This window comes from Leifsonia sp. NPDC056665, from assembly GCF_042791795.1.
GTDB lineage: Bacteria > Actinomycetota > Actinomycetes > Actinomycetales > Microbacteriaceae > Leifsonia.
On sequence record NZ_JBHTXK010000007.1, the window covers coordinates 88195 to 107773 of the forward strand.

Sequence of the window (19579 nt, forward strand, 5' to 3'; positions counted from 1 at the left end):
CGTTTTCCGACCACCGTTTCCGACTGAGGAGAGAACTGTGACCGACATCACCCGCGCCGATGGCCGCACCCCCGACGGGCTCCGGCCCGTCACGATCGAGCGCGGCTGGAGCCGGCAGGCCGAGGGCTCCGCGCTCGTCTCGTTCGGCAACACGCGCGTGCTCTGCACGGCCTCCTTCACCAACGGCGTGCCGCGCTGGATGACCGGCAAGGGCAAGGGCTGGGTCACCGCCGAGTACGCCATGCTGCCGCGCTCCACGAACGAGCGCATGGACCGGGAGTCGGTCAAGGGCCGGATCGGCGGCCGCACCCACGAGATCAGCCGCCTGATCGGCCGCAGCCTCCGCGCGGTGGTCGACATGAAGGCGCTGGGCGAGAACACGATCGTGATCGACTGCGACGTGCTCCAGGCCGACGGCGGCACCCGCACCGCGGCGATCACCGGCGCCTACGTCGCCCTCGCCGACGCGCTGGAGTGGGGCCGCGAGCACCGCTTCATCGGCCAGAAGGCCAGCCCGCTGATCGACTCCGTCTCCGCGGTCTCCGTCGGCATCATCGACGGTACGCCGATGCTCGACCTGGCCTATGTGGAGGATGTCCGCGCCGAGACCGACATGAACGTCGTCGTCACCGGCCGCGGCCTGTTCGTGGAAGTGCAGGGCACGGCGGAGGGCGCGCCCTTCGACCGCGCCGAGCTGAACTCCCTCCTCGACCTGGCGCTCGGCGGCACGACCGAGCTCGCCGCCGTGCAGCGCGCGGCGCTGGAGTCGTCGGCGCTCGGCATCGAGGGCTGATGGTCCGCGTCGTCCTCGCCACGCACAACCAGCACAAGGCGCGGGAGTTCCAGCAGATCCTCGGCGACGCCGTCCCCGGGCTGGAGATCGTCGGCTACGACGGGCCGGAGCCGGTGGAGGACGGCGTGACGTTCGAGGCGAACGCACTCATCAAGGCGCGCGCCGCGGCCGGCCACACCGGGCTGCCGGCGCTGGCCGACGACTCCGGCATCTGCGTGGACGCGATGGGCGGCGCGCCCGGGATCTTCTCGGCGCGCTGGGCCGGGCGGCACGGCGACGCGGAGGCCAACCTCCGGCTGCTGCTCGACCAGCTCGCCGACCTCCCGGACGGCTCGCGCGCGGCGCATTTCACCGCGACGCTGGCGCTGGTGTCGCCGGACGGGCGGGAGACCGTGGTCGAGGGGCTCTGGCCCGGCCGCATCGCGCACGAGGCACGCGGCGGGCACGGCCACGGCTACGACCCGATCTTCGTGCCGGACGGCCACGATGCCACAGCGGCGGAGCTCGGGCCGGAGGTCAAGAACGCCGAGAGCCACCGCTCCCGCGCCTTCGCCGCCATAGTTCCCGCCCTGCACGAGCTGGTCGCGGCCGGGCGCTGAGCAGCCGCGCACTGAGAATGAGAACGGCACTCATTCCTATCTAGCCGCAGCGCTGGCACGTCGCGACGACTTCGACATACCGTAGAAGAACCATGAGTCACGACCACGGCCACTCCGCCAACCGCAACCGCCTCCTGATCGCCATCGGGATCGTCGCCGCGGTGTTCGTCGTGCAGGTCGTGGGCGCGTGGCTGAGCGGATCGCTCGCGCTGCTCGCCGACGCCGGGCACATGCTGAGCGACCTGACCGGCCTGGTCGTCGCGCTCATGGCCACCATCGTGGCGGCCCGCCCGGCGACCGACCGGCAGACGTTCGGCTATCGCCGGGCCGAGGTCTTCGGCGCGCTCATCAACGGGCTGATCCTGGTCGTGGTGGCGGTGTTCGTGACCGTCGGGGCGATCGGCCGGCTCGTGTCGGGGGAGGCGGACGTCCAGTCCGGCCCGATGCTCGTGGTCGCCGTCATCGGCCTGGTCGCGAACTTCGGCGCCCTGCTGCTGCTGCGTCCCGCCGCCGATCACTCCATCAACATGCGCGGCGCCTACTTGGAGGTGTTCGGCGACCTGATCGGCTCGCTGACCGTCATCGTCGCGGCGCTGGTGATCATGTTCACCGGCTTCGCACCCGCCGACGCCATCGCGTCGCTGCTGATCGCCGCGTTCATCGTCCCACGCGCGGTGCTGCTGCTGCGCGACGTGGTGCGCGTGCTGAGCGAGGCGGCTCCCGCGGACACGGACGTCGCGGAGATCCGCGACCACATCCTCGGCACCCCGGGAGTCGTGGCGGTGCACGACGTGCACGTCTGGGCGATCACCTCCGGCGCGCCGGTGTTCACCGCGCACGTCGTGGTCGACGCGGGGGTGTTCCGCTCCGGCGCCACGGGGGAGCTGCTGGACGAGCTCTCCGGCTGCCTGGCGAAGCACTTCGACGTGGAGCACTCGACGTTCCAGCTCGAGCCGGCCGAGCACGCCGCGCACGAGGACGAGTTCCACCGCTGAGCCACCTCGGCGTCAGATGGTCAGGCGTCGGGGGTGGGGCGCGGCTCGGTGACGGTCGCCTCGGCGGCTTGGCGCTTCTTCTTCGCCTTGTGCAGCGACTGGAAGTAGTGGAACAGCGTCGGGATGAGCGTGATCACCACCGCACCGATGAGGATCAGGTCGATGTAATGGGTGACGAAGTTCGCGATCGGCGGGATGTAGCCGATGAGGAATCCGAAGAGGGTGAGTCCCGCGCCCCAGAGCAGCGCGCCGATCGCGTTGTAGAGCGAGTACTTCTTGTAGTTCATGTGCCCGACGCCCGCGGCGACCGGGGCGAAGGTGCGCACGATCGGCACGAACCGCGCCAGGATGACCGCGAGCGCGCCGAACCGGTCGAAGAACGCGTTGGTGCGCCGCACGTTCTCCATGCTGAACAGCCCGGTCTCCTTGCGTTCGAACACGCGCGGACCCGCCTTGTGCCCGATCAGGTAGCCGACCTCGCCGCCGAGGAACGCCGCGAACGAGATCGCCAGGCAGACCCACCAGATGTCGACGCCGAAGACGCGCGACGTGTGGGTGAGCAGGCCGGAGATCACCAGCAGCGTGTCGCCGGGCAGCAGGAAGCCGACCAGGAGGCCCGTCTCGGCGAACACGATGCCGCACACCACGAGCAGCGCCCACGGGCCGGCCGCGCCGATGATCGTGGTGGGGTCGAGCCAGGGGATGAGGCCGGCGTGATGGATCACGTGTCTCCAGGGTTTCGGGTGGTGGATTCAGCCCCGAGTTTAGTGGGCGCAACCTCCATGAACCGTGCGAATCAGGGCTCTCCCGGCCAACATCACCCTGTGGACCCACTGAATGCGGTCGGTGTTCATCCCGTGGATGGACGATGAAGTGCGGGAGAAGGGACTCGAACCCTCACGCCGTGAAGCACAGGAACCTAAATCCTGCGTGTCTGCCAGTTTCACCACTCCCGCGCTCGCGCTGCGCGCGGCTACGACAATAGCTCATCCACGCGCGGCGCGACCTCGCGGCCGAGCAGGTCGATGGCCCGCATGATGTGGTCGTGCCCGAGGGTGCCGTTGCTGAGCTTGACGTCGAACCGGGTGAGTCCGAGGCCGCGCGCGGCGTAGGCGATCTTCTGCGCGACCGTCTCCGGCGAGCCGACGACGAGGGCGCCGTCCTCGGCCGCCTCGTGCTCGAAGCGCGCGCGGGTCGCGGGCGGCCAGCCGCGCTCGCGGCCGATCCGGTTCGTCATGGCCTCCCAGTGCGGCCAGAGCAGGTCCTTGGCCTCCTGGTCGGTCTCGGCGACGAAGCCGGGGGAGTGCACGCCGATCGGGAGGTCGGTGTCCTGGCCGAACTGCTCCAGCGCGTTGCGGTAGAGCTGCGTCAGCGGCTGGAAGCGCATCGGTCCTCCTCCGATGATCGCGACCATGAGCGGGAGGCTGTACCGCGCGGCGCGGACCACGGACTCCGGGCTGCCTCCGACGCCGATCCAGGTCTTCAGGAGGCCGTGCTCGACCGGCGGGTAGACGGACTGCCCGTCGAGCGGGGGTCGCAGCGTGCCGCTCCACGTCACGGGCTCCTGCTGCCGGACGGCGGCGAACAGGTCGAGCTTCTCGTCGAAGAGCTCCTCGTACTGGCCGAGGTCGAACCCGAACAGCGGGAAGGACTCGATGAACGAGCCGCGGCCGAGGATGACCTCCGCCCGTCCGTTCGAGACGCCGTCGAGGGTCGCGAAGCGCTGGAACACCCGGACCGGGTCGTCCGAGCTGAGCACGGTGACCGCCGAGCCGAGGTGGATGCGCTCGGTCTGGCCCGCGATCGCCGCGAGGACGACCTCCGGGGCTGCTACGGAGAAGTCCTTGCGGTGGTGCTCGCCGACGCCGATGAAGTCGAGACCCGCCTGGTCGGCCGCTACGCCCTCCGCGACGACGTTGCGCAGCACCTGCGCGTGCGGCAGCGGCTTCCCGTCGGCGTCCAGCGTGATGTCGCCGAACGTGTCGATCCCGATCTCCAGCCGTGCGGCCATGTCCGTCCTCCTGCTCGATGCGTATGCATACGAATCGAACGGTACGGGAGCCGGCGCTATTCCGTCAGCCCTTCAGCGGGGCCGTCCGCCGACCGGGCCCGGCGCGGGATGTAGCGCGGGATGAACCGGGCGAGCAGCCCGGCGCCGACCAGGCCGAGCACGCCCATCACTCCGCTCGCGAACGCGATCGAGACCAGGGCGGTCAACAGCGAGACCACGAGCGGCGCGACGGCCTGGCCCGCGTCGCCGGTGAACCGCCACGCGCCGAGGAACGCCGCAGGGCTCTCCTTGGGGGCCAGGTCGGCCCCGAGCGTCATGATGATGCCCGAGCCGATGCCGTTCGCGAACGCGAGGAACAGTGAGACGCCGATGTACCAGACCACCGCGCCGGGCAGGTCGTGGCTGACCGAGAGCACGAGGAAGCCGAGGCCGAGGCCCAGCATCGAGGGCACGACGCTCCACATCCGGCCGAACCGGTCCATGAGCTGGCCGCTGGCGTAGAACAGGGCGAAGTCCACGGCGCCGGCGATGCCGATGATGAGGGCGGTGTTCGCCTCGCTCAGTCCGATCGAGACGGCCCAGAGCGGCATCATCACGGTCCGCGCCGACCGGACGGCCGCGACGAGGGAGACGCCGGAGCCCATCCGCGCGAGCACGCCGCGGAACGCCCAGATCGTCGCGAAGAGCCCGCGGGTGCGCTCGTCGGCGTCCTCCTCGCCCTCCGTCAGCAGCTCGCCGCCGTGGCCGGCAGTGGTCGGCGCCGGGCCGAACATGCGCTCGGGGTCGGGGAGCACCAGCAGGACGACGACGGAGCCGAGGCAGCTCACGATGAAGATCCAGAACACCGACTGCGTCGATCCGGTTGCGGCGATCACGACGGAGGCGATCAGCGGGCCGATGAACCAGCCGGCGCGGAAGATGCCGCCGAGCGTGGACAGGGCGCGTGCCCGGTAGCGCACAGGGACGTACGTCGTCATGAACGCGTGCCGGGCGAGGGCGAAGACGGCGGTCGCGAGCCCGACAACGAAGATGCCCACCATGAGCACCCAGTAGTTCGGGGCGAGCAGGCAGACCACCACGCCCGCCACCGCGACCGCGGCGGCGCCGATCATGGCGGTGCGCTCGCCGATCCGGGAGACCACCCAGCCGCTCGGGATGTCGCCGGCCAGCTCGCCGAGCATGAGCATCGACGCGATGAAGCCCGCCATCGCCAGGGTCGCGCCGAGGTTGCCTGCGGCGATCGGGATGATCGGGATGATCGCGCCCTCGCCGATCGAGAAGAGCAGCGTAGGGAGGAAGGCGGCGAGTGCGACGGAGCGGAAGGAGAACGGTCGCTCGTCGGAAGTCATTTGCTTAACACAGTACAACTGTCCGGTGGGTGCCTCGCCGGTCGTCGCCGGTAGGCTGGAGGACGCCATGATCGAACTAGACCTCTCCCCGCAGATCGCGGAGCTCCGCTCGACCCTCGACGACATCATCGCCGTCGTCAACGTCGAGAAGCTCCGCGCCGACATCGCCGACCTCAGCGAGAAGGCCGGGGCGCCCGACCTCTGGGACGACACGGTGAACGCGCAGAAGGTCACCAGCGCGCTCAGCCACCGCCAGGCCGAGCTCGGCCGCATCACGTCGGTGGAGCGGCGCCTCGACGACCTCGAGGTGCTCGTCGAGCTCGCCAACGAGGGCGACGACGAGGAGTCGGCCGCCGAGGCGCGCACCGAGCTGGAGTCCCTCCAGAAGTCGCTGGGCGACCTCGAGGTGCAGACGCTGCTGAGCGGCGAGTACGACGAGCGCTCGGCGATCGTCACCATCCGCTCCGGCGCAGGCGGCGACGACGCCACCGACTTCGCCGAGATGCTCATGCGCATGTACCTGCGCTGGGCGGAGCAGCACAAGTACCCGGTGAAGGTCATGGACACCTCCTACGCGGAAGGCGCGGGCATCAAGTCGGCGACCTTCGAGGTCGAGGCCCCGTACGCGTTCGGCACGCTCTCGGTCGAGGCCGGCACGCACCGGCTCGCCCGGATCAGCCCGTTCGGGTCGGCGGACAAGCGCCAGACCTCCTTCGCGGCGGTGGAGGTCATCCCGCTGATGGAGGAGGCGACGGCGGTCGAGGTCCCCGAGGGCGACATCCGCGTCGACGTGTTCCGCTCCTCCGGCCCAGGCGGCCAGTCGGTCAACACGACCGACTCCGCGGTCCGCATCACGCACCTCCCGACCGGCATCGTCGTCTCGATGCAGAACGAGAAGTCGCAGATCCAGAACCGCGCGGCAGCGATGCGCGTGCTCCAGACTCGTCTGCTCCTCCTCCAGAAGGAGGAGGAGGCCGCCAAGAAGAAGGAGCTCGCCGGCACCATCACCGCGAGCTGGGGCGACCAGATGCGCTCCTACTTCCTCTACGGACAGCAGCTCGTCAAGGATCTGCGCACGGGCTACGAGTCCGGAAACCCGGCGTCGGTGTTCGACGGCGACCTGGACGGCTTCATCGCGGCGGGCATCCGCTGGCGCGCAGGATCCAAGGACGAGGACTAGACCGGGTCACAGCCCTCCCGTCGCCGGCGCTCAGCGCGTGTGCCGGGGACTGTCAGGCTTGCGGCCCGCTGGCATGTCGCTACTGTGGAACGCGGAAGTGTTGCTTAGTCTCTAACAGTCATGATCCGGTTCGAACACGTATCCAAGCAGTATCCGGGAACCGCACGCCCGGCACTCAACGGCATCAACCTGGAAGTGCTGCGCGGCGAGTTCGTCTTCCTGGTCGGCGCGTCCGGCTCGGGTAAATCGAGCTGCCTGCGGCTGATCCTCAAGGAGGAGCGGCCCACCAAGGGCGGCATCCATGTCCTGGGCCAGGACCTCGGCACGATCTCGTCGCGCAAGGTCCCCTACTTCCGCCGCAACATCGGCGTGGTCTTCCAGGACTTCCGGCTCCTGCCGAACAAGACGGTCTTCCAGAACGTCGCGTTCACCCTCCAGGTGATCGGCAAGTCGCGTGGCTTCATCCAGGAGGCCGTGCCCGATGTGCTCGCGATGGTCGGCCTCGACGGCAAGGCGCAGCGCCTGCCGCACGAGCTCTCCGGCGGTGAGCAGCAGCGCGTTGCGATCGCCAGGGCGGTCGTCAACAAGCCGCAGATCCTCCTCGCCGACGAGCCGACCGGAAACCTCGACCCCGCCACCAGCGCGGGGATCATGTCGGTGCTCGCCCAGATCAACGCCGGCGGCACCACGGTGCTGATGGCCACGCACGAGGCGGCGATCGTCGACCAGATGAAGCAGCGCGTGATCGAGCTCGTCGGCGGCCAGATCGTCCGCGACGAGCGTCACGGCGGCTACGGCGTGACGGCCGCCATCCCGCTGCCGCGGCCGACCGCGGAGGGATTGGCGGCTCCGGCCGGTCACACCCAGGTCGCGTCGGCGCCACTGCCTGTCGTACCGGTGCAGGCCGCTGCGGCGGCGCCCGCGCCGTCGGAGCCGATGACGCGCCCGCACACGCCGGTCGCGAACCCGACGGGGCCGGTCCCGGTCGGTGCGACCGGTCCGGTGCAGCCGGTGCAGGCCGCGCCCGTGCAGCAGCCGCCTGCATACCAGCAGCCTCCGGCGTACCAGCAGCCTCCGGCGTACCAGCAGCCTCCGGCGTACCAGCAGCCGCCTGCATACCAGCAGCCTCCCGCGCAGCAGCCGCCTGCGCCCGCTCCGGCTGTCCCCGCTCCCGTCCCGGTCGCCGTGCCCGCCTCCGCGGGCGAGGACCTCCCGGATCACCTGAACTTCACCGCCAACCTCGACCTGAGCGGGCTGCGCGACGCGTCCGACCGCGACGGCGAACAGAATGTGGGGCCCACGAAATGAGATTCGGGCTCATCTGGTCCGAGGTCGGCAACGGCCTGCGCCGCAACCTCTCGATGGTCATCTCCGTCGTGCTCGTCACCTTCATCTCGCTGACCTTCGTCGGCACGGCCGCGCTGCTCCAGCTGCAGATCGCGCAGATGAAGACGTACTGGTACGACCGAGCCCAGGTCGCGGTGTACATGTGCACCGAGACCGACAACTGCCCGGGCGGCGCGGCGACCGCGCAGTCGGTGGCGGCCGTCCAGAAGCAGCTCCAGTCCCCGGAGATCGCGCCCTATATCCAGAAGTTCTACTTCCAGGATCAGAAGCAGGGCTACGAGCAGTTCAAGCAGCAGTTCAAGGGCAACCAGATCGCGAACTACGTCACGCCGGAGATGATCCCGCAGACGTTCTGGGTGAACCTCAAGGACCCGAACCGCTCCGACGTGCTGAGCGAGACGCTGTCCAGCACGCCGGGCGTGCAGAGCGTCGTGGACCAACGCAGCTACCTCGACCAGATCTTCAGCATCCTCAACGCGGCCAGCATCACCGCGGTCGGCATCGCGATACTCATGCTGGTGGCCGCGGTGCTGCTGATCGCGACCACGATCCGGCTCTCGGCGTTCTCGCGACGAAGGGAGATCGGGATCATGCGGCTGGTCGGCGCGTCCAACCGCTTCATCCAGACTCCGTTCATCATCGAGGGCGTGATCGCCGCGCTGATCGGATCGATCCTGAGCTGCGTGGTGATCTGGCTGCTGGTGCAGTACTTCGTGCGCGGCTTCCTCGGCCCGAAGATCCCGTCGATCAACTTCGTCGGGATGGATCAGGGCTGGCTGGTGATACCGCTGCTGATCGTCGTCGGCGTGGTGCTGGCGGCGGGCGCCGCGAACTTCGCGATCAAGCGGTACTTGAGGGTCTGACCCGATAGACTGATCTGCTGCCCGGCGCTGTGCCGGGCAGCACCATCTTGACGTCAGGAGACGCTGTGCCCAGGGAACGTGGTCAGAAGGTCGTGGCCACCAATCGCCGAGCGCGCCACGACTACACCATCGAGGACACCTACGAGGCGGGCCTCGTGCTCACCGGCACCGAGGTGAAGTCGCTGCGGGAGGGCCGTGCGTCGCTGGTCGACGGGTACGCGTTCGTCGACGGCGGGGAGGCCTGGCTCGACGCCGTGCACATCCCCGAGTACCTCGACGGCACCTGGAACAACCACGCTCCGCGGCGCAAGCGCAAGCTCCTGCTGCACAAGGCGCAGATCGTCAAGATCGAGAACAAGGTCAAGCAGGGCGGCTACACGATCGTCCCGCTGCAGATCTACTTCAGCGACGGGCGCGCGAAGGTCGAGATCGCGGTCGCCAAGGGCAAGCGAGAGTACGACAAGCGCCAGGCCCTCCGCGAGCGGCAGGACAACCGCGAGGCCGAACGGGCGATGTCCAGCAGGCGTCATCTCGGCGAGTGACGGCGGGCGCACGACGCCCTGTCGGCCCCCGGTGGCAGGATGAGGGCATGAGTACGAACGACGAGGTGACGGCGGGCGTCGTCGCCGCGCGCATCCCGGTGAACGGCACCTACAACTTCCGCGACGCGGGCGGGTATCCGGTCGCGGAGGGCGTGGTGCGCCGCGGCAAGCTGTTCCGCTCGGACGGGCTGGCGCGGCTCGGCGACGAGGGGCGGCAGGCGCTGCGCGACCTGGACGTGCGCGTCGTGATCGACCTGCGCGACGACTTCGAGGTCTCCGTGCTGCCGGACGACGTCGCGGGCCTCGGCCTCCAGCGCCTCCACCTGCCGGTGTTCGAGGGCTCCGGCGCGTCGCAGTCGACCATCGGCATCACGCTGGTGGGGCTCTACGAGAAGATCCTGCTGCAGCACGGCGACGTCGTCGTGACCGCGCTGCGCGAGATCGCGGACACCGGGGAGGAGGCCGTCGTCGTGCACTGCACGGCCGGCAAGGACCGCACCGGCATCGTCGTCGCGCTCGCCCTGCTCGCCGTCGGCGTCGACCGCGACCTGGTCGTCGCCGACTACTCCGCGACGCAGGCCAACCTTCGCGGCCCCTGGCTGGACGCCATGCTCGAACTGGTGCGCAGTCACGGGGTGGAGGTCACGCCCGACCTCCGCATCATCCTCGGCGGCAGCCCGCCCGAGGCGCTCGAGGAGGCGCTCGACCTGGTCGAGCGCCGGTTCGGGAGCGTGCGCGCGTACCTGCTCGCCACCGGGCTGGACGAGCTGGAGCTGGCGAAGCTGCGCTCCGTGCTCGTAGAGCCCGCGTGAGTTCACATCGAAGCCATAACCGGCGTTCAGCGGTATCGCGGCTGGATCAGGTGTTCTTGTGAGCATGGACGAGAATCAACCCACCGAGCCGCTGTACCCGCAGCAGCCCGGCGCGCAGCAGCCCGGTGCGCAGCAGCCGCAGGGCGTTCCGCCGCAGCAGAACGTCCCGCCGCAGCAGGCCGGGAACGCGTACGGACCGCAGCCGCCGCACTACGGTGCGGCAGCGCGACCGGTGGGGGAGCCGTTCTACAAGCGCCACGGGCTGGCGTTCGCCATCTCGACGCTGGTGCTCGGCGCCATCGTGCTGTTCGGCATCGCCGGTGCAGGCGCGTTCGCGGTGGGCTCCGTCGTGTTCCACTCGGGTTCGTCCGTGTCCCGGCTGCTGCACGACGGCAACCGCGGCCCGGTGCAGGTGAAGCCGGGAGCTCCCGGGTTCCCCGGTCAGAACGGCAAGGGCAACGGCTCCGGCCAGAGCGGCAGGCAGGACGAGGGCCCGATCGCGAAGGGCGTCGTCCGCGGAACAGTGACGCAGATCTCCAGCGCGTCCTGGACCATCACGACTCAGCGCGGCGCGACCCTGACCGTCGAGACCTCCTCGTCCACGTTGTACGGCGCCCCCGGCCAGACCCAGAAGGCGTCCGACTTCGCCGTCGGCGACGAGGTGATCATCGTCGGCACGCGCTCGGGCAGCACCGTGACGGCGCTCCGCATCCTCAACGTCGCCGACCTCCCGCTGCGGCCAGGCCAGTCCAGCGCGACGCCCACGCCGAAGCCGAGCAGCTAGCGACCGGCGCTCGCCTCAGGACGCCGCGAACCGCGCGTGCACCTGCACCGAGACCGTGATGTCCTCCGGCTTGAGCGCGAGCGTCGCGCCGCCGAAGTCGGCGGACATCGCGCGCGCGATGAGCGGCTGCGGCTGCCCGTTCGCCGGCCCGTCGCCGAGCATCCCCGGGTCGCTGAGCGCGAGCGGCTTCACGGCCGTGAGGCCGAGGCTGGTCGCGTAGACCGTCGCCTTGGCCACCGCGTTCTCCACCGCCCGGCGCCGTGCCTCCTGCGTGATCGACTGCCGCCGCGCCTCCGTCAGACTCCACGTGACGCCCTGGATCGTGACGCCGTCGAGCAGGGAGACCACGCCCACCCAGTCGGAGAGCGCGGTCAGCTCGCTGAAGGTGACGTCCATCCCGACCTCCGCGTGATAGACGGGTGAGAGCCGCCGCCCGTCCTGGTTCCACGGCCGGTCGCCCCAGACGCGGAGCTGATCGGAGGCCCACGCGGTCACCGGTCCGGTCTGCGGGTTGTGCAGCTCGCGCAGCTCGGAGGCGAGGGAGGCATGCCGCTGGGTGGCGAGGGCGAGCGTCTCGCTGCGCTCCTCGCCCTCGTAGGACACGCTCAGCCGCACCGCTCCCCGCTCGGCCGGATGCGTCAACTCGAACTCGCCCTGGACGGTGATGATGGTGTCGGCCATCCATCGATCGTGGCATAGATGTGGGAGCGGTGTTGTTGTAGGATGAGAAGCTCGCCGCCAGGAGCGGTGTGTATCTGGACAACTCAACAGCGCGCGATGACGACCCGGCCTCACGGCCGTCGCATGGGGATGATCGGTTTCGACATTGTCTGCACGAGTGTGAGAAGCGGGTCGAGGATGCATGGTTATCTCGTAAACGATCCATGCAAAACAATAAGTGCCAATAACAAGAGCACTGTCTCGGCCAAGGCCGACTTCGCCCTCGCGGCGTAAGTTCCCCTTCGCTATATAAGAGACCGTCAGACCGGGAACTGTCTTCTACCCGGATCCTGACGTCAGCTAGAAGACTTGCTTCTGCGTTGAGCATCAGGGCGCAGAGGGACTCACACTGATACTGAGCCCGTCGGAGCAGGTGCCAGAGACAAGTTCCGGGGCTGAGAAAGCGACTTAACTGGCTACACCCGTAGAAGGCACATGACCACAGCAGTGGACGGGGGTTCGATTCCCCCCATCTCCACCAATCGGTCGTCGTCGCGCGTTGTTGAGGTTCGCGGAATTCCGCGGAAGTTGGGGCCTTCTCCGGTTTCGGAGAGGGCCCCAGTTTTGTCTCGGCTTGCGACTGGCGCCTCTCGCACGCCGACCATCGCTCGGAGCGACCCGTTGCCCTCCGCGTCCGACGGGTGGAGCCTCTAGAGAGGTTGCCAGCGCATTAGCACTGGTGGCCGTCCGTGCCTCATTCCTGAGGGCGAGAGCAGAGTTGGCAGGGGGGCGTTCGCATGCAAGACAGTGAAAGGTTCACCAGGGGCCTTGAAATTCGTCGTGAAGTGCTGGGAGACGAATACGTCGACAACAATCTGTCCGGGTCAGACGAATTCATGATGACCTTCCAGCACATCGTGACGGAATTGGCGTGGGGGCTCGCATGGGATGGCGCAGCCCTGGATAAGAAGACGAAATCGATCCTGAGCATCGGCATCCTTGCCGCTCTCGGCCGTTTCGAGGAGGTCGAGATCTACACGAACGGTGCACTTGCCACTGGCGTCACTGTCGATGAACTCCGGGACGTGCTGACCCATGTCTCGGTCTATTGCGGCACGCCGACGGGTCGTCAGGCCTTTCTCGCCGCACATAGGGCTCTTGAGTCTGCGGGGATCGCGTAGCGGCGCGGCTAGCATTCGGTCATCCAGACCGAAAGAAGTGGGAAGACGTTGCAATGACTAGCACGATGCACAACCCGGCGGACGAGCTACGGCGCGCGATTGCTGAGGGTCGCATCTCGGAAGCCGCGCTGCAGGTCATCACCAGCATCGACGGCGAGCGCCTTGCGACGTTCCTCGACGAGGTGCACCGCTCGGAAGTGGGGCTCTCGACGCGGACGCCGATCCTTTCCGGCGACGAGAGTGTGCGTCTCTCGGTGCTCGCCGGGCAACTCATCCAGGGGATGGAGATCGCCGACGACGATCGACTCCGCGGGATCCTCGAAGGACTCACTATCCAGTTCGAGCTCACCCCGCAGAACATCGCGCTACTCACGCACACGAATGTCGGGGATGTCGAGGCGTGCCTCGCCGATCCGGGAGCTGTCTCACCCGAGGTGAAGTTCCCGCTGGCTGTGAGAGCCTCATACGTGAACCTCGCTATCGCCAACGCTCGGCGTCATTGATGCGGGCGCTCGTGACGTGAGGCCATCCGCCCCGTCGCCCTCTGCGTAGAACTGCGAATACCGTTCACGCCCCCGCCGGCGCACCATGACAGCGGAGGCGATCACCATGAACGTCCTGAGCACGCCGGTCGAGCCCGTCGCCATCGACTGCGTCATCATCGACTGGGAGCAGGTTCAGATGCCTGCGACCGGTCCGGAACCCCATCCCGCGAACGAGCCCGCCAGCCGGTAGAGCGCGGGGACGGGCGAATCGGGTCGCCCGTTCCCGTTCGCCGCGCGCCTACGCACTTCACGTATGCCCTTCGCACTCCGGGTCTCCCACCATGAGGGTCGCGGTCGGTTACGGATCGCACCTCGTGGTCCCGCACGCCGCGGACCGCTCCTGAGCGATCCTCACTGAGAATCCTCGAAGACTCCCTCCCCGCGGGTCCGGGGACGGTCGTATCCTGTCGCGCAGGTGCGTTGGGGGCGCAGCGCGGGCGCGATCATGGACGTTCGGGCGCAGGTTCTGTCGGTCAGCTACGACGTCGACGGCGTCGCCGGGAGGGACGCGCGTGTGCGCGCCATCGCCGAGTCGCTCGACGCGCTCCTGCCGTCGGAGCACTCCGGGTGGGCCGACATCGGGTCGCTGCCCGGTGACGTCACCCTGATCGCCCGTTACGGGCCGGAACGCGCCGTCATCGTCGACGCGGTGAAGCGGACGGCGGACGCGCATCCGACGATGCTGGCCTTCCGCAGCCGCCCGCGCTCGGTGGACCCGATCCGTTTGAGCGACCGGATCGGGCTGCGGGAGTGGCGCCGGCACGAGGTCTACTCCGAGCTCTTCAGCCTGATGGGCACCACCTATCAGGTCGCCCTCCCCGTCCAGCCGCTGGCCACCGGCAGGCTGCGGACGTGGGTGTTCAACCGGGCGGACCGCGACTTCGGCGACGACGAGCTCGAGCTCGCCCGCCGGCTGCAGCCGCTCCTGGCCGCGGTCGACCGGGTCGCGGTCGCCACGCAATCGTCCGTTGCCTCGCCGGCGTTCGCCGCGCGGTCCGGTCTGACCGTCCGCGAGGCGGAGATCCTCGGGATGCTCGGCTCCGGGATGACCGCCAGCTCGATCGCGTACGTGACGCGCGTCAGCCCGCGCACCGTCCAGAAGCACCTCGAGCACATCTACGCGAAGCTGGGCGTGCACGACCGGGTCTCGGCCGCGCTCCTCGCCGCGGGCCGGCTCGGCGGTCCGTAGTTCTGCGTATGGCGCCGCCCGCCGCGGATCGGCGACGATCGCAGCGATCGGGGGTGCGCGATGCTCATCCGGGCGGCCGTCTGCGCGGTCGTGGCAGCGACTCTGCTGGCGATGCCGGCAGCGCCGCAGAACCGTGCCGTCGTCCCGGTCGACCGGAGCACGGCAGTCGTCGTCGTCGACCCGTTCCAGCACGCCGGAGCGCGTCCGATCGATTACGCGCCGCGCCGCTGACCCGCTGGGGCCCCCGGCACGGGCGACCACGATCGAGCAGTTCTGGAGAAGCGCCCACGCCTCCCGCGACCGTAGATTGTGTCTCAGCCGATCGAACGGCGCCGAACTCGGACGAAGGGGACCATCATGGCCGACACCACATTCAGCAAAGAGGAGAAGGCCGCGATCAGGGCCACCGTCGCCGAACAGAAGGCGATGAAGGCGGGCGCCGACGCCGCTGCGGCGTGCGAGGAGGCCATCGCCGCGATGACCGGCACCGACAGGGAGTTCGCGGAGGCCTTCCATCAGCTCGTCAGGGACAACACCGACCTCGCGGCGAAGACCTGGTACGGGATGCCGGCGTACGCCGACGCCGAGGGCAGGACGGTCGTCGCGTTCAAGCCGGGCTCCAAGTTCAAGATCCGCTACGCCACGATCGAGTTCCAGCAGGCCGCGACGCTCGACGACGGCAGCCTCTGGCCGGTCGGGTTCGCCCTGACGAAGCTCGACGACGCCGACAAGGAGCGCGTCGCGCAGATCCTCCGCACGGCCGTCGGACGCTGACACGGCTCGGCCCCTCCGCGACAGTACGCGTCGGGGCCGCGGACGTGATTGGATGAGCGCGTGACCCAGACTCCGGACGGCCTCCCCGCGGCTGCGCGCTCGCGCGTGGAGCGGCAGGCCGCGAGCGGGGTGCGGTCGTCGCTCTTCTCCGCCCCTGCGGCGGCAGCTGCGCGCAGCGCGGGGCTGCTCCCGGTCGGCGAGGTCTTCGGCGGCCTTGTCGTCAACCTCGGCTGGACCGGAACGGGCTGCGCCTGGTGGAGCGCGACCGGACCGACGCTGGGGCCGGGCATGCTGAGCCGCACCGCCTGGCGCTCGCCGGTCACGACCTCCGGCGGCAGCACCTACGCGGGCTACGCGCCCTACGTGAAGGCGTTCGAGTCCGCCTGGTACGGCGCCGTGCGGCGGATGCTCGCCGAGGCCCGCGCGCTCGGAGCCCACGGCGTGGTGGGCGCGACCGTGCAGCGCACCCGGCTGGACGGGTCGACGTGGGAGTTCACGGCGCTCGGCACAGCGGTGCGCTCCGACGACCCGCTGCTCGTGCCGTACCCGAAGAACCGCGGCGATGTGTGGAGCACGAACCTGACGGTCGAGGACACGGCGTCCGCCATCCTCAGCGGGTACTCGCCCGGCGAGCTGCTGCTCGGGATCTCCATCTCCACCAAGCACGAGGACTACGAGCTGCGCACCCAGCGGACGAGCTGGGTGAACGGCGAGGTGACCGGGATGACCGAGCTCGTCCAGGCGGCGCGCGCGGAGGCCCTGCACCGGCTGGAGACGCGCGCCACAGCGACCGCCGGCGCCCAGCTCGTCGTGACCGACCTCGACCTCGGCGAGTTCGAGACGCCCTGTGGCGAGGAGAAGGACCTCCACGCCGAGGCGACAGTGGTCGGGGCCACCCTGATCCCGGTCCCGCGCTACAGCCGCCGCGCCGAGCTGTCCGCCGTCACCACCGTGATCCCGCTCAGCGACCTGCGTCCGCGAGCCTGAGACCCACCACCCGAGAGGAACCACCGTGTCCGACCCGTTCTCCAGCGTCACCCTGCCCAGCGACGCACGGGCCCGCCTCGCCGACGGGCGCGCGCGGCTGTTCACCTCCGACCTGTCGGTGAACGAGTTCCTCCTGGTCCGGCAGGCGGGATTCCGTCCCGTCGGCCTCGTGCTCGGCTCCAGCGTCTACCATGTGGGCATCCAGGCTCGTAAGTGGAGCAAGAACATGGAACTCGAGAAGCTGAGCGAGGCGATGTACCACGCCCGCGAGCTCGCGATGACCCGCATGGAGGCCGAGGCCGACGCGCTCGGCGCGGACGGGATCGTCGGCGTGCGGCTCGAGATCGAGTTCAAGGAGTACGGCAACGATCTCGCCGAGTTCGTCGCGGTCGGAACGGCCGTCGTCGCCGACGAGAAGCCGCCGACGGGCACGTGGCGCAACAACAAGCGGATGCCGTTCACCTCCGACCTGTCCGGTCAGGACTTCTGGACGCTCATCCAGTCCGGCTATGTCCCGCAGGGCCTCGTCATGGGCACCTGCGTGTACCACATCGCCCACCAGGGCATGATGGCGACGATGAACAACCTCGGTTCGAACGTGGAGATCACGGCGTTCACCGAGGCGCTCTACGACGCCCGCGAGCTGGCGATGGGCCGCATGCAGGCCGAGGCGGAGGCGCTCGACGCGGAGGGCGTCGTCGGCGTCCAGCTCCTGTCGCTGCCGCACCGCTGGGGCGGCCACACCACCGAGTTCTTCGCCATCGGCACCGCGGTGCGCCCGCTTCGCGACGACCACGTCATCGCGACACCGAACCTCGTCCTCCCGCTCACCGACGGCGGACGATGACCGGACCCGCTGAGGCGGCGGCCGACCCGCAGACGTTCCTGACCGACTTGGTCGAGAGCGTCGGGCGCGCGCTGCCACCAGCGCTCGCCGCCCGGGTGCTGGTCGTCGAGCGCAGACGGACGCTCGCCGACCGCGTCTCCGGCAGGCCGGGCGTGATCTCCCGGGTCAGCCTGATCGGCACGGAGGAGACGCTCACGCTCGGCTACGAGCCGGGGCCGCACTGGAAAGGGGAGGCGCACCGCGTCTACGGCGGCGTGACGATCGCGCGCCGCGCCCTCGGCCTCGGGGACTGGCTCACCGCGTTCGCCGGCAGGGTCGCCGCGCTCGCCGCGGAGGCGGCCGGGGACGCCGCGACCTCCTCGCGCGCGCTTCAGACGCTGGGCCTGGAGCCGGCCGGGTCGGAGATCCAGGTGCGGGACGCCACGATCGAGGGCGACCTCCGGACTCTGCCTGCGCGCCTCGGCCACCGGGTGCCGGACGAGGCGGTCGCGCAGGTCGGGCGGATCGGGGACCTCCTCATCGACGCCCTCCCGCGGGTCGCAGGGCAAGGTGAGCCGGAGGTCGTGGTGCGGCGGACGGCAACCGTCTACCTCCCTGACACGCTGCGCGCGTACCTGTCGCTGCCGGCCGACTGGGCGGCCGACCACGTCTTCCCGGACGGGACGACCGCGTCGGGGGCACTGGTCGGTCAGCTCTCCGAGCTGGAGCGCGCGGCGAAGCGGATGCGGGACGCCGCGATCGAGCAGGACGCGTCGGCGCTGCTGGTCAACGGGCGGTTCCTGTCGGAGCGGTTCGGGGCGTCGCGGCTCGACCTGCCCTGAGCTCGATTGCCCCGGGCGCGACGCGCACGCGAGCCGGGCGCCGGGTCAGCTGCTCGTGCCCGAGTGCGACCGGTCCAGGTAGCTGCGCGAGCGCGAGATCTGCTGCTCCAAGGCGTCCACTGTCTTCGCCATGCTCTCGACCGCCTTCACGCGGTAGCTGTCGATGGAGTCCATCGTCGCGAAGACGTTGTCGAAGGCGTGCTGCAGCGTCTCCAGGCTGACGCCGGTGGAGACGGCGTCCTCGTGGACGCGCGCCGTCTGCTGGCGCAGCAACTCGCCGGTGCGGTCGATCATGGAGTTCGTCGCATCGTTGAGCGCGCTGATCTGGTCGAGCACCAACTCCTGATTGCCGAGCGCCTGCGCGACGATGATCGCTGTGCGCAGGGCTGCGACGGTGGTCGTGCGAGCGCGCTCGACGCCCTTGATCAGCTCCAGGTTGTTCTTGCGGATGGCGTCGAGCGCGAGGTAGCCCTGCACGGACACCGCGATCTGCGTCGTCAGGTCCTGCCTGCGCTGGCGGATCGGGAAGAGCGCGTCGGCGAGCAGGGCGTCCGCCCGGCGCGGGTCGCTGGCGCGGAGCTGCGCTGCGCGCGCCTCGATCGAGTCGTCCAGGGCCTTCGCGAGCGTGGTGTACTCGCCGAGCTTGCCCATCGTCGCCCACAGGTTGGTGCGCTCCAGGTCGATGGCGGCGTTGTCCTTGAGGAGGGCGTCCTGACCGGAGATGAGGGCGGTGATGATCGCGTCGAGCTGCTTCTGCGCCGGCTGGTAGCGCTCGAAGTAGCGCATCAGGGACTTGCCGCCCGGCAGCTTCCCGAGGAAGCCCTTCGAGCCGGACAGGTTCGAGTGGCCAGGGTCGAGGTCGGTGATCGTCGTGCGGAGCTGCTGCAGGGTCTGGGCGACCTGGGTCTGCGGGTCGGAGGGGCCGCCGCGACCGCGGGCGGCGGCGAGCGAGGACTCCGGCCGCTGCAGCATCCGGTTGGACACCTCGGAGGACGACCGGATCTCCTGCACGCCCATCCGCGCGATCTCGTCGACGCGGCGGGTGAACTCGGGGCTCCCCGGCTCCACCCCGGCGAGCCCGGAGACGAACTCGTCCGCCTTCGCGGCGAGCTCCGCCCGCTTGTCGGCGGGCACGGCGACCATCCCGACGGCCTGGTCGCCGCCGACCTCCGGCACCGCGGCGGGAGGCGTGAGGCTCACCCCGGCCGCCGGCTGATCCGGCGGCGTCAACGGCTGATTGAGGTCGAGCTCGGACATCGGTAACTCCTCCCCGGGGTCGGGCGCGGAAACGTGCGGCGCC

Annotated in this window: 23 protein-coding genes, 1 tRNA gene and 1 other RNA gene; 19 read left to right on the top strand and 6 right to left on the bottom strand. The window is 69.7% G+C overall.

Annotated elements, in window-relative coordinates:
* Positions 1-37: 37 nt before the first annotated feature.
* The 3 genes from rph (at position 38) to ACFQ9V_RS09375 (ending at position 2387) form a co-directional block, all read left to right on the top strand.
* Positions 38-793 carry a ribonuclease PH gene (gene rph / locus ACFQ9V_RS09365; protein WP_382458898.1) on the top strand — a complete coding sequence of 252 codons (756 nt, stop codon included), beginning with the start codon at positions 38-40 and terminating at the stop codon, positions 791-793.
* Positions 793-1392, top strand: a complete 600-nt coding sequence (rdgB, locus tag ACFQ9V_RS09370) for an RdgB/HAM1 family non-canonical purine NTP pyrophosphatase (protein WP_382458899.1) — start codon at positions 793-795, stop codon at positions 1390-1392. The genes rph and rdgB overlap by 1 nt, the downstream gene beginning before the upstream one ends.
* A 92-nt stretch (positions 1393-1484) precedes the next feature.
* The gene (locus ACFQ9V_RS09375; RefSeq protein WP_382458900.1) at positions 1485-2387 is read left to right on the top strand and encodes a cation diffusion facilitator family transporter; all 903 of its coding nucleotides are present in this window, start codon (positions 1485-1487) and stop codon (positions 2385-2387) included.
* Between the two features lie 20 nt (positions 2388-2407).
* On the opposite strand, the gene ACFQ9V_RS09380 is transcribed toward ACFQ9V_RS09375, so the two are convergent.
* The 4 genes from ACFQ9V_RS09380 to ACFQ9V_RS09395 form a co-directional block, all read right to left on the bottom strand.
* Positions 2408-3112, bottom strand: a complete 705-nt coding sequence (locus tag ACFQ9V_RS09380) for a DedA family protein (protein ID WP_382458901.1) — start codon at positions 3110-3112, stop codon at positions 2408-2410.
* 149 nt (positions 3113-3261) lie between these two features.
* Positions 3262-3343, bottom strand: a tRNA-Leu gene (locus tag ACFQ9V_RS09385).
* A 17-nt stretch (positions 3344-3360) separates the two neighbouring features.
* Complete coding sequence (locus ACFQ9V_RS09390; RefSeq protein WP_382458902.1) at positions 3361-4398, bottom strand: LLM class flavin-dependent oxidoreductase; 1038 nt, start codon at positions 4396-4398, stop codon at positions 3361-3363.
* Between the two features lie 56 nt (positions 4399-4454).
* Positions 4455-5747: an MFS transporter gene (locus tag ACFQ9V_RS09395; protein WP_382458903.1), complete on the bottom strand. Its 1293-nt coding sequence runs from the start codon at positions 5745-5747 to the stop codon at positions 4455-4457.
* A gap of 67 nt (positions 5748-5814) precedes the next feature.
* Between ACFQ9V_RS09395 and prfB the strand changes: the two genes are divergently transcribed.
* The 6 genes from prfB (at position 5815) to ACFQ9V_RS09425 (ending at position 11275) form a co-directional block, all read left to right on the top strand.
* Positions 5815-6927: a peptide chain release factor 2 gene (gene prfB, locus ACFQ9V_RS09400; RefSeq protein WP_382458959.1), complete on the top strand. Its 1113-nt coding sequence runs from the start codon at positions 5815-5817 to the stop codon at positions 6925-6927.
* Between the two features lie 120 nt (positions 6928-7047).
* A complete protein-coding gene (gene ftsE / locus ACFQ9V_RS09405; RefSeq protein WP_382458904.1) occupies positions 7048-8235 on the top strand; it encodes a cell division ATP-binding protein FtsE in 1188 nt (395 codons plus the stop codon).
* Positions 8232-9137, top strand: coding sequence for a permease-like cell division protein FtsX (gene ftsX, locus ACFQ9V_RS09410; RefSeq protein WP_382458905.1), 906 nt, complete (start codon positions 8232-8234; stop codon positions 9135-9137). The genes ftsE and ftsX overlap by 4 nt, the downstream gene beginning before the upstream one ends.
* A 65-nt stretch (positions 9138-9202) precedes the next feature.
* Entirely contained in the window at positions 9203-9679 is a 477-nt protein-coding gene (smpB, locus tag ACFQ9V_RS09415) for an SsrA-binding protein SmpB (protein WP_179606746.1), read from the top strand.
* Between the two features lie 47 nt (positions 9680-9726).
* A complete protein-coding gene (locus ACFQ9V_RS09420) occupies positions 9727-10491 on the top strand; it encodes a tyrosine-protein phosphatase (RefSeq protein ID WP_382458906.1) in 765 nt (254 codons plus the stop codon).
* Positions 10492-10555: 64 nt separating this feature from the next.
* A complete protein-coding gene (locus ACFQ9V_RS09425; RefSeq protein WP_382458907.1) occupies positions 10556-11275 on the top strand; it encodes a hypothetical protein in 720 nt (239 codons plus the stop codon).
* Between the two features lie 15 nt (positions 11276-11290).
* On the opposite strand, the gene ACFQ9V_RS09430 is transcribed toward ACFQ9V_RS09425, so the two are convergent.
* Positions 11291-11956 carry an SIMPL domain-containing protein gene (locus tag ACFQ9V_RS09430; protein WP_382458908.1) on the bottom strand — a complete coding sequence of 222 codons (666 nt, stop codon included), beginning with the start codon at positions 11954-11956 and terminating at the stop codon, positions 11291-11293.
* A gap of 125 nt (positions 11957-12081) precedes the next feature.
* Between ACFQ9V_RS09430 and ssrA the strand changes: the two genes are divergently transcribed.
* From ssrA to ACFQ9V_RS09480, 10 genes are all read left to right on the top strand, one after another.
* Positions 12082-12476, top strand: a transfer-messenger RNA (tmRNA) gene (gene ssrA, locus ACFQ9V_RS09435).
* Positions 12477-12732: 256 nt separating this feature from the next.
* Entirely contained in the window at positions 12733-13116 is a 384-nt protein-coding gene (locus tag ACFQ9V_RS09440) for a carboxymuconolactone decarboxylase family protein (protein WP_382458909.1), read from the top strand.
* A gap of 53 nt (positions 13117-13169) precedes the next feature.
* Positions 13170-13619, top strand: a complete 450-nt coding sequence (locus ACFQ9V_RS09445; RefSeq protein ID WP_382458910.1) for an HTH domain-containing protein — start codon at positions 13170-13172, stop codon at positions 13617-13619.
* A gap of 106 nt (positions 13620-13725) precedes the next feature.
* Positions 13726-13851, top strand: coding sequence for a hypothetical protein (locus ACFQ9V_RS09450; protein WP_382458911.1), 126 nt, complete (start codon positions 13726-13728; stop codon positions 13849-13851).
* 225 nt (positions 13852-14076) lie between these two features.
* Positions 14077-14850, top strand: coding sequence for a response regulator transcription factor (locus tag ACFQ9V_RS09455; RefSeq protein WP_382458912.1), 774 nt, complete (start codon positions 14077-14079; stop codon positions 14848-14850).
* A gap of 60 nt (positions 14851-14910) precedes the next feature.
* On the top strand, positions 14911-15081 hold the full coding sequence (locus ACFQ9V_RS09460) for a hypothetical protein (RefSeq protein ID WP_382458913.1): 171 nt from the start codon (positions 14911-14913) through the stop codon (positions 15079-15081).
* A 126-nt stretch (positions 15082-15207) separates the two neighbouring features.
* Positions 15208-15624 (top strand): hypothetical protein, encoded by a 417-nt coding sequence (locus ACFQ9V_RS09465; protein ID WP_382458914.1) that lies wholly within the window; start codon positions 15208-15210, stop codon positions 15622-15624.
* Between the two features lie 60 nt (positions 15625-15684).
* A complete protein-coding gene (locus ACFQ9V_RS09470; protein ID WP_382458915.1) occupies positions 15685-16611 on the top strand; it encodes a heavy metal-binding domain-containing protein in 927 nt (308 codons plus the stop codon).
* A gap of 25 nt (positions 16612-16636) precedes the next feature.
* Positions 16637-17458, top strand: a complete 822-nt coding sequence (locus ACFQ9V_RS09475; RefSeq protein ID WP_382458916.1) for a heavy metal-binding domain-containing protein — start codon at positions 16637-16639, stop codon at positions 17456-17458.
* The gene (locus tag ACFQ9V_RS09480) at positions 17455-18279 is read left to right on the top strand and encodes a hypothetical protein (RefSeq protein ID WP_382458917.1); all 825 of its coding nucleotides are present in this window, start codon (positions 17455-17457) and stop codon (positions 18277-18279) included. The genes ACFQ9V_RS09475 and ACFQ9V_RS09480 overlap by 4 nt, the downstream gene beginning before the upstream one ends.
* 45 nt (positions 18280-18324) lie before the next feature.
* On the opposite strand, the gene ACFQ9V_RS09485 is transcribed toward ACFQ9V_RS09480, so the two are convergent.
* Positions 18325-19536, bottom strand: coding sequence for a toxic anion resistance protein (locus ACFQ9V_RS09485; RefSeq protein WP_382458918.1), 1212 nt, complete (start codon positions 19534-19536; stop codon positions 18325-18327).
* Positions 19537-19579: the final 43 nt, after the last annotated feature.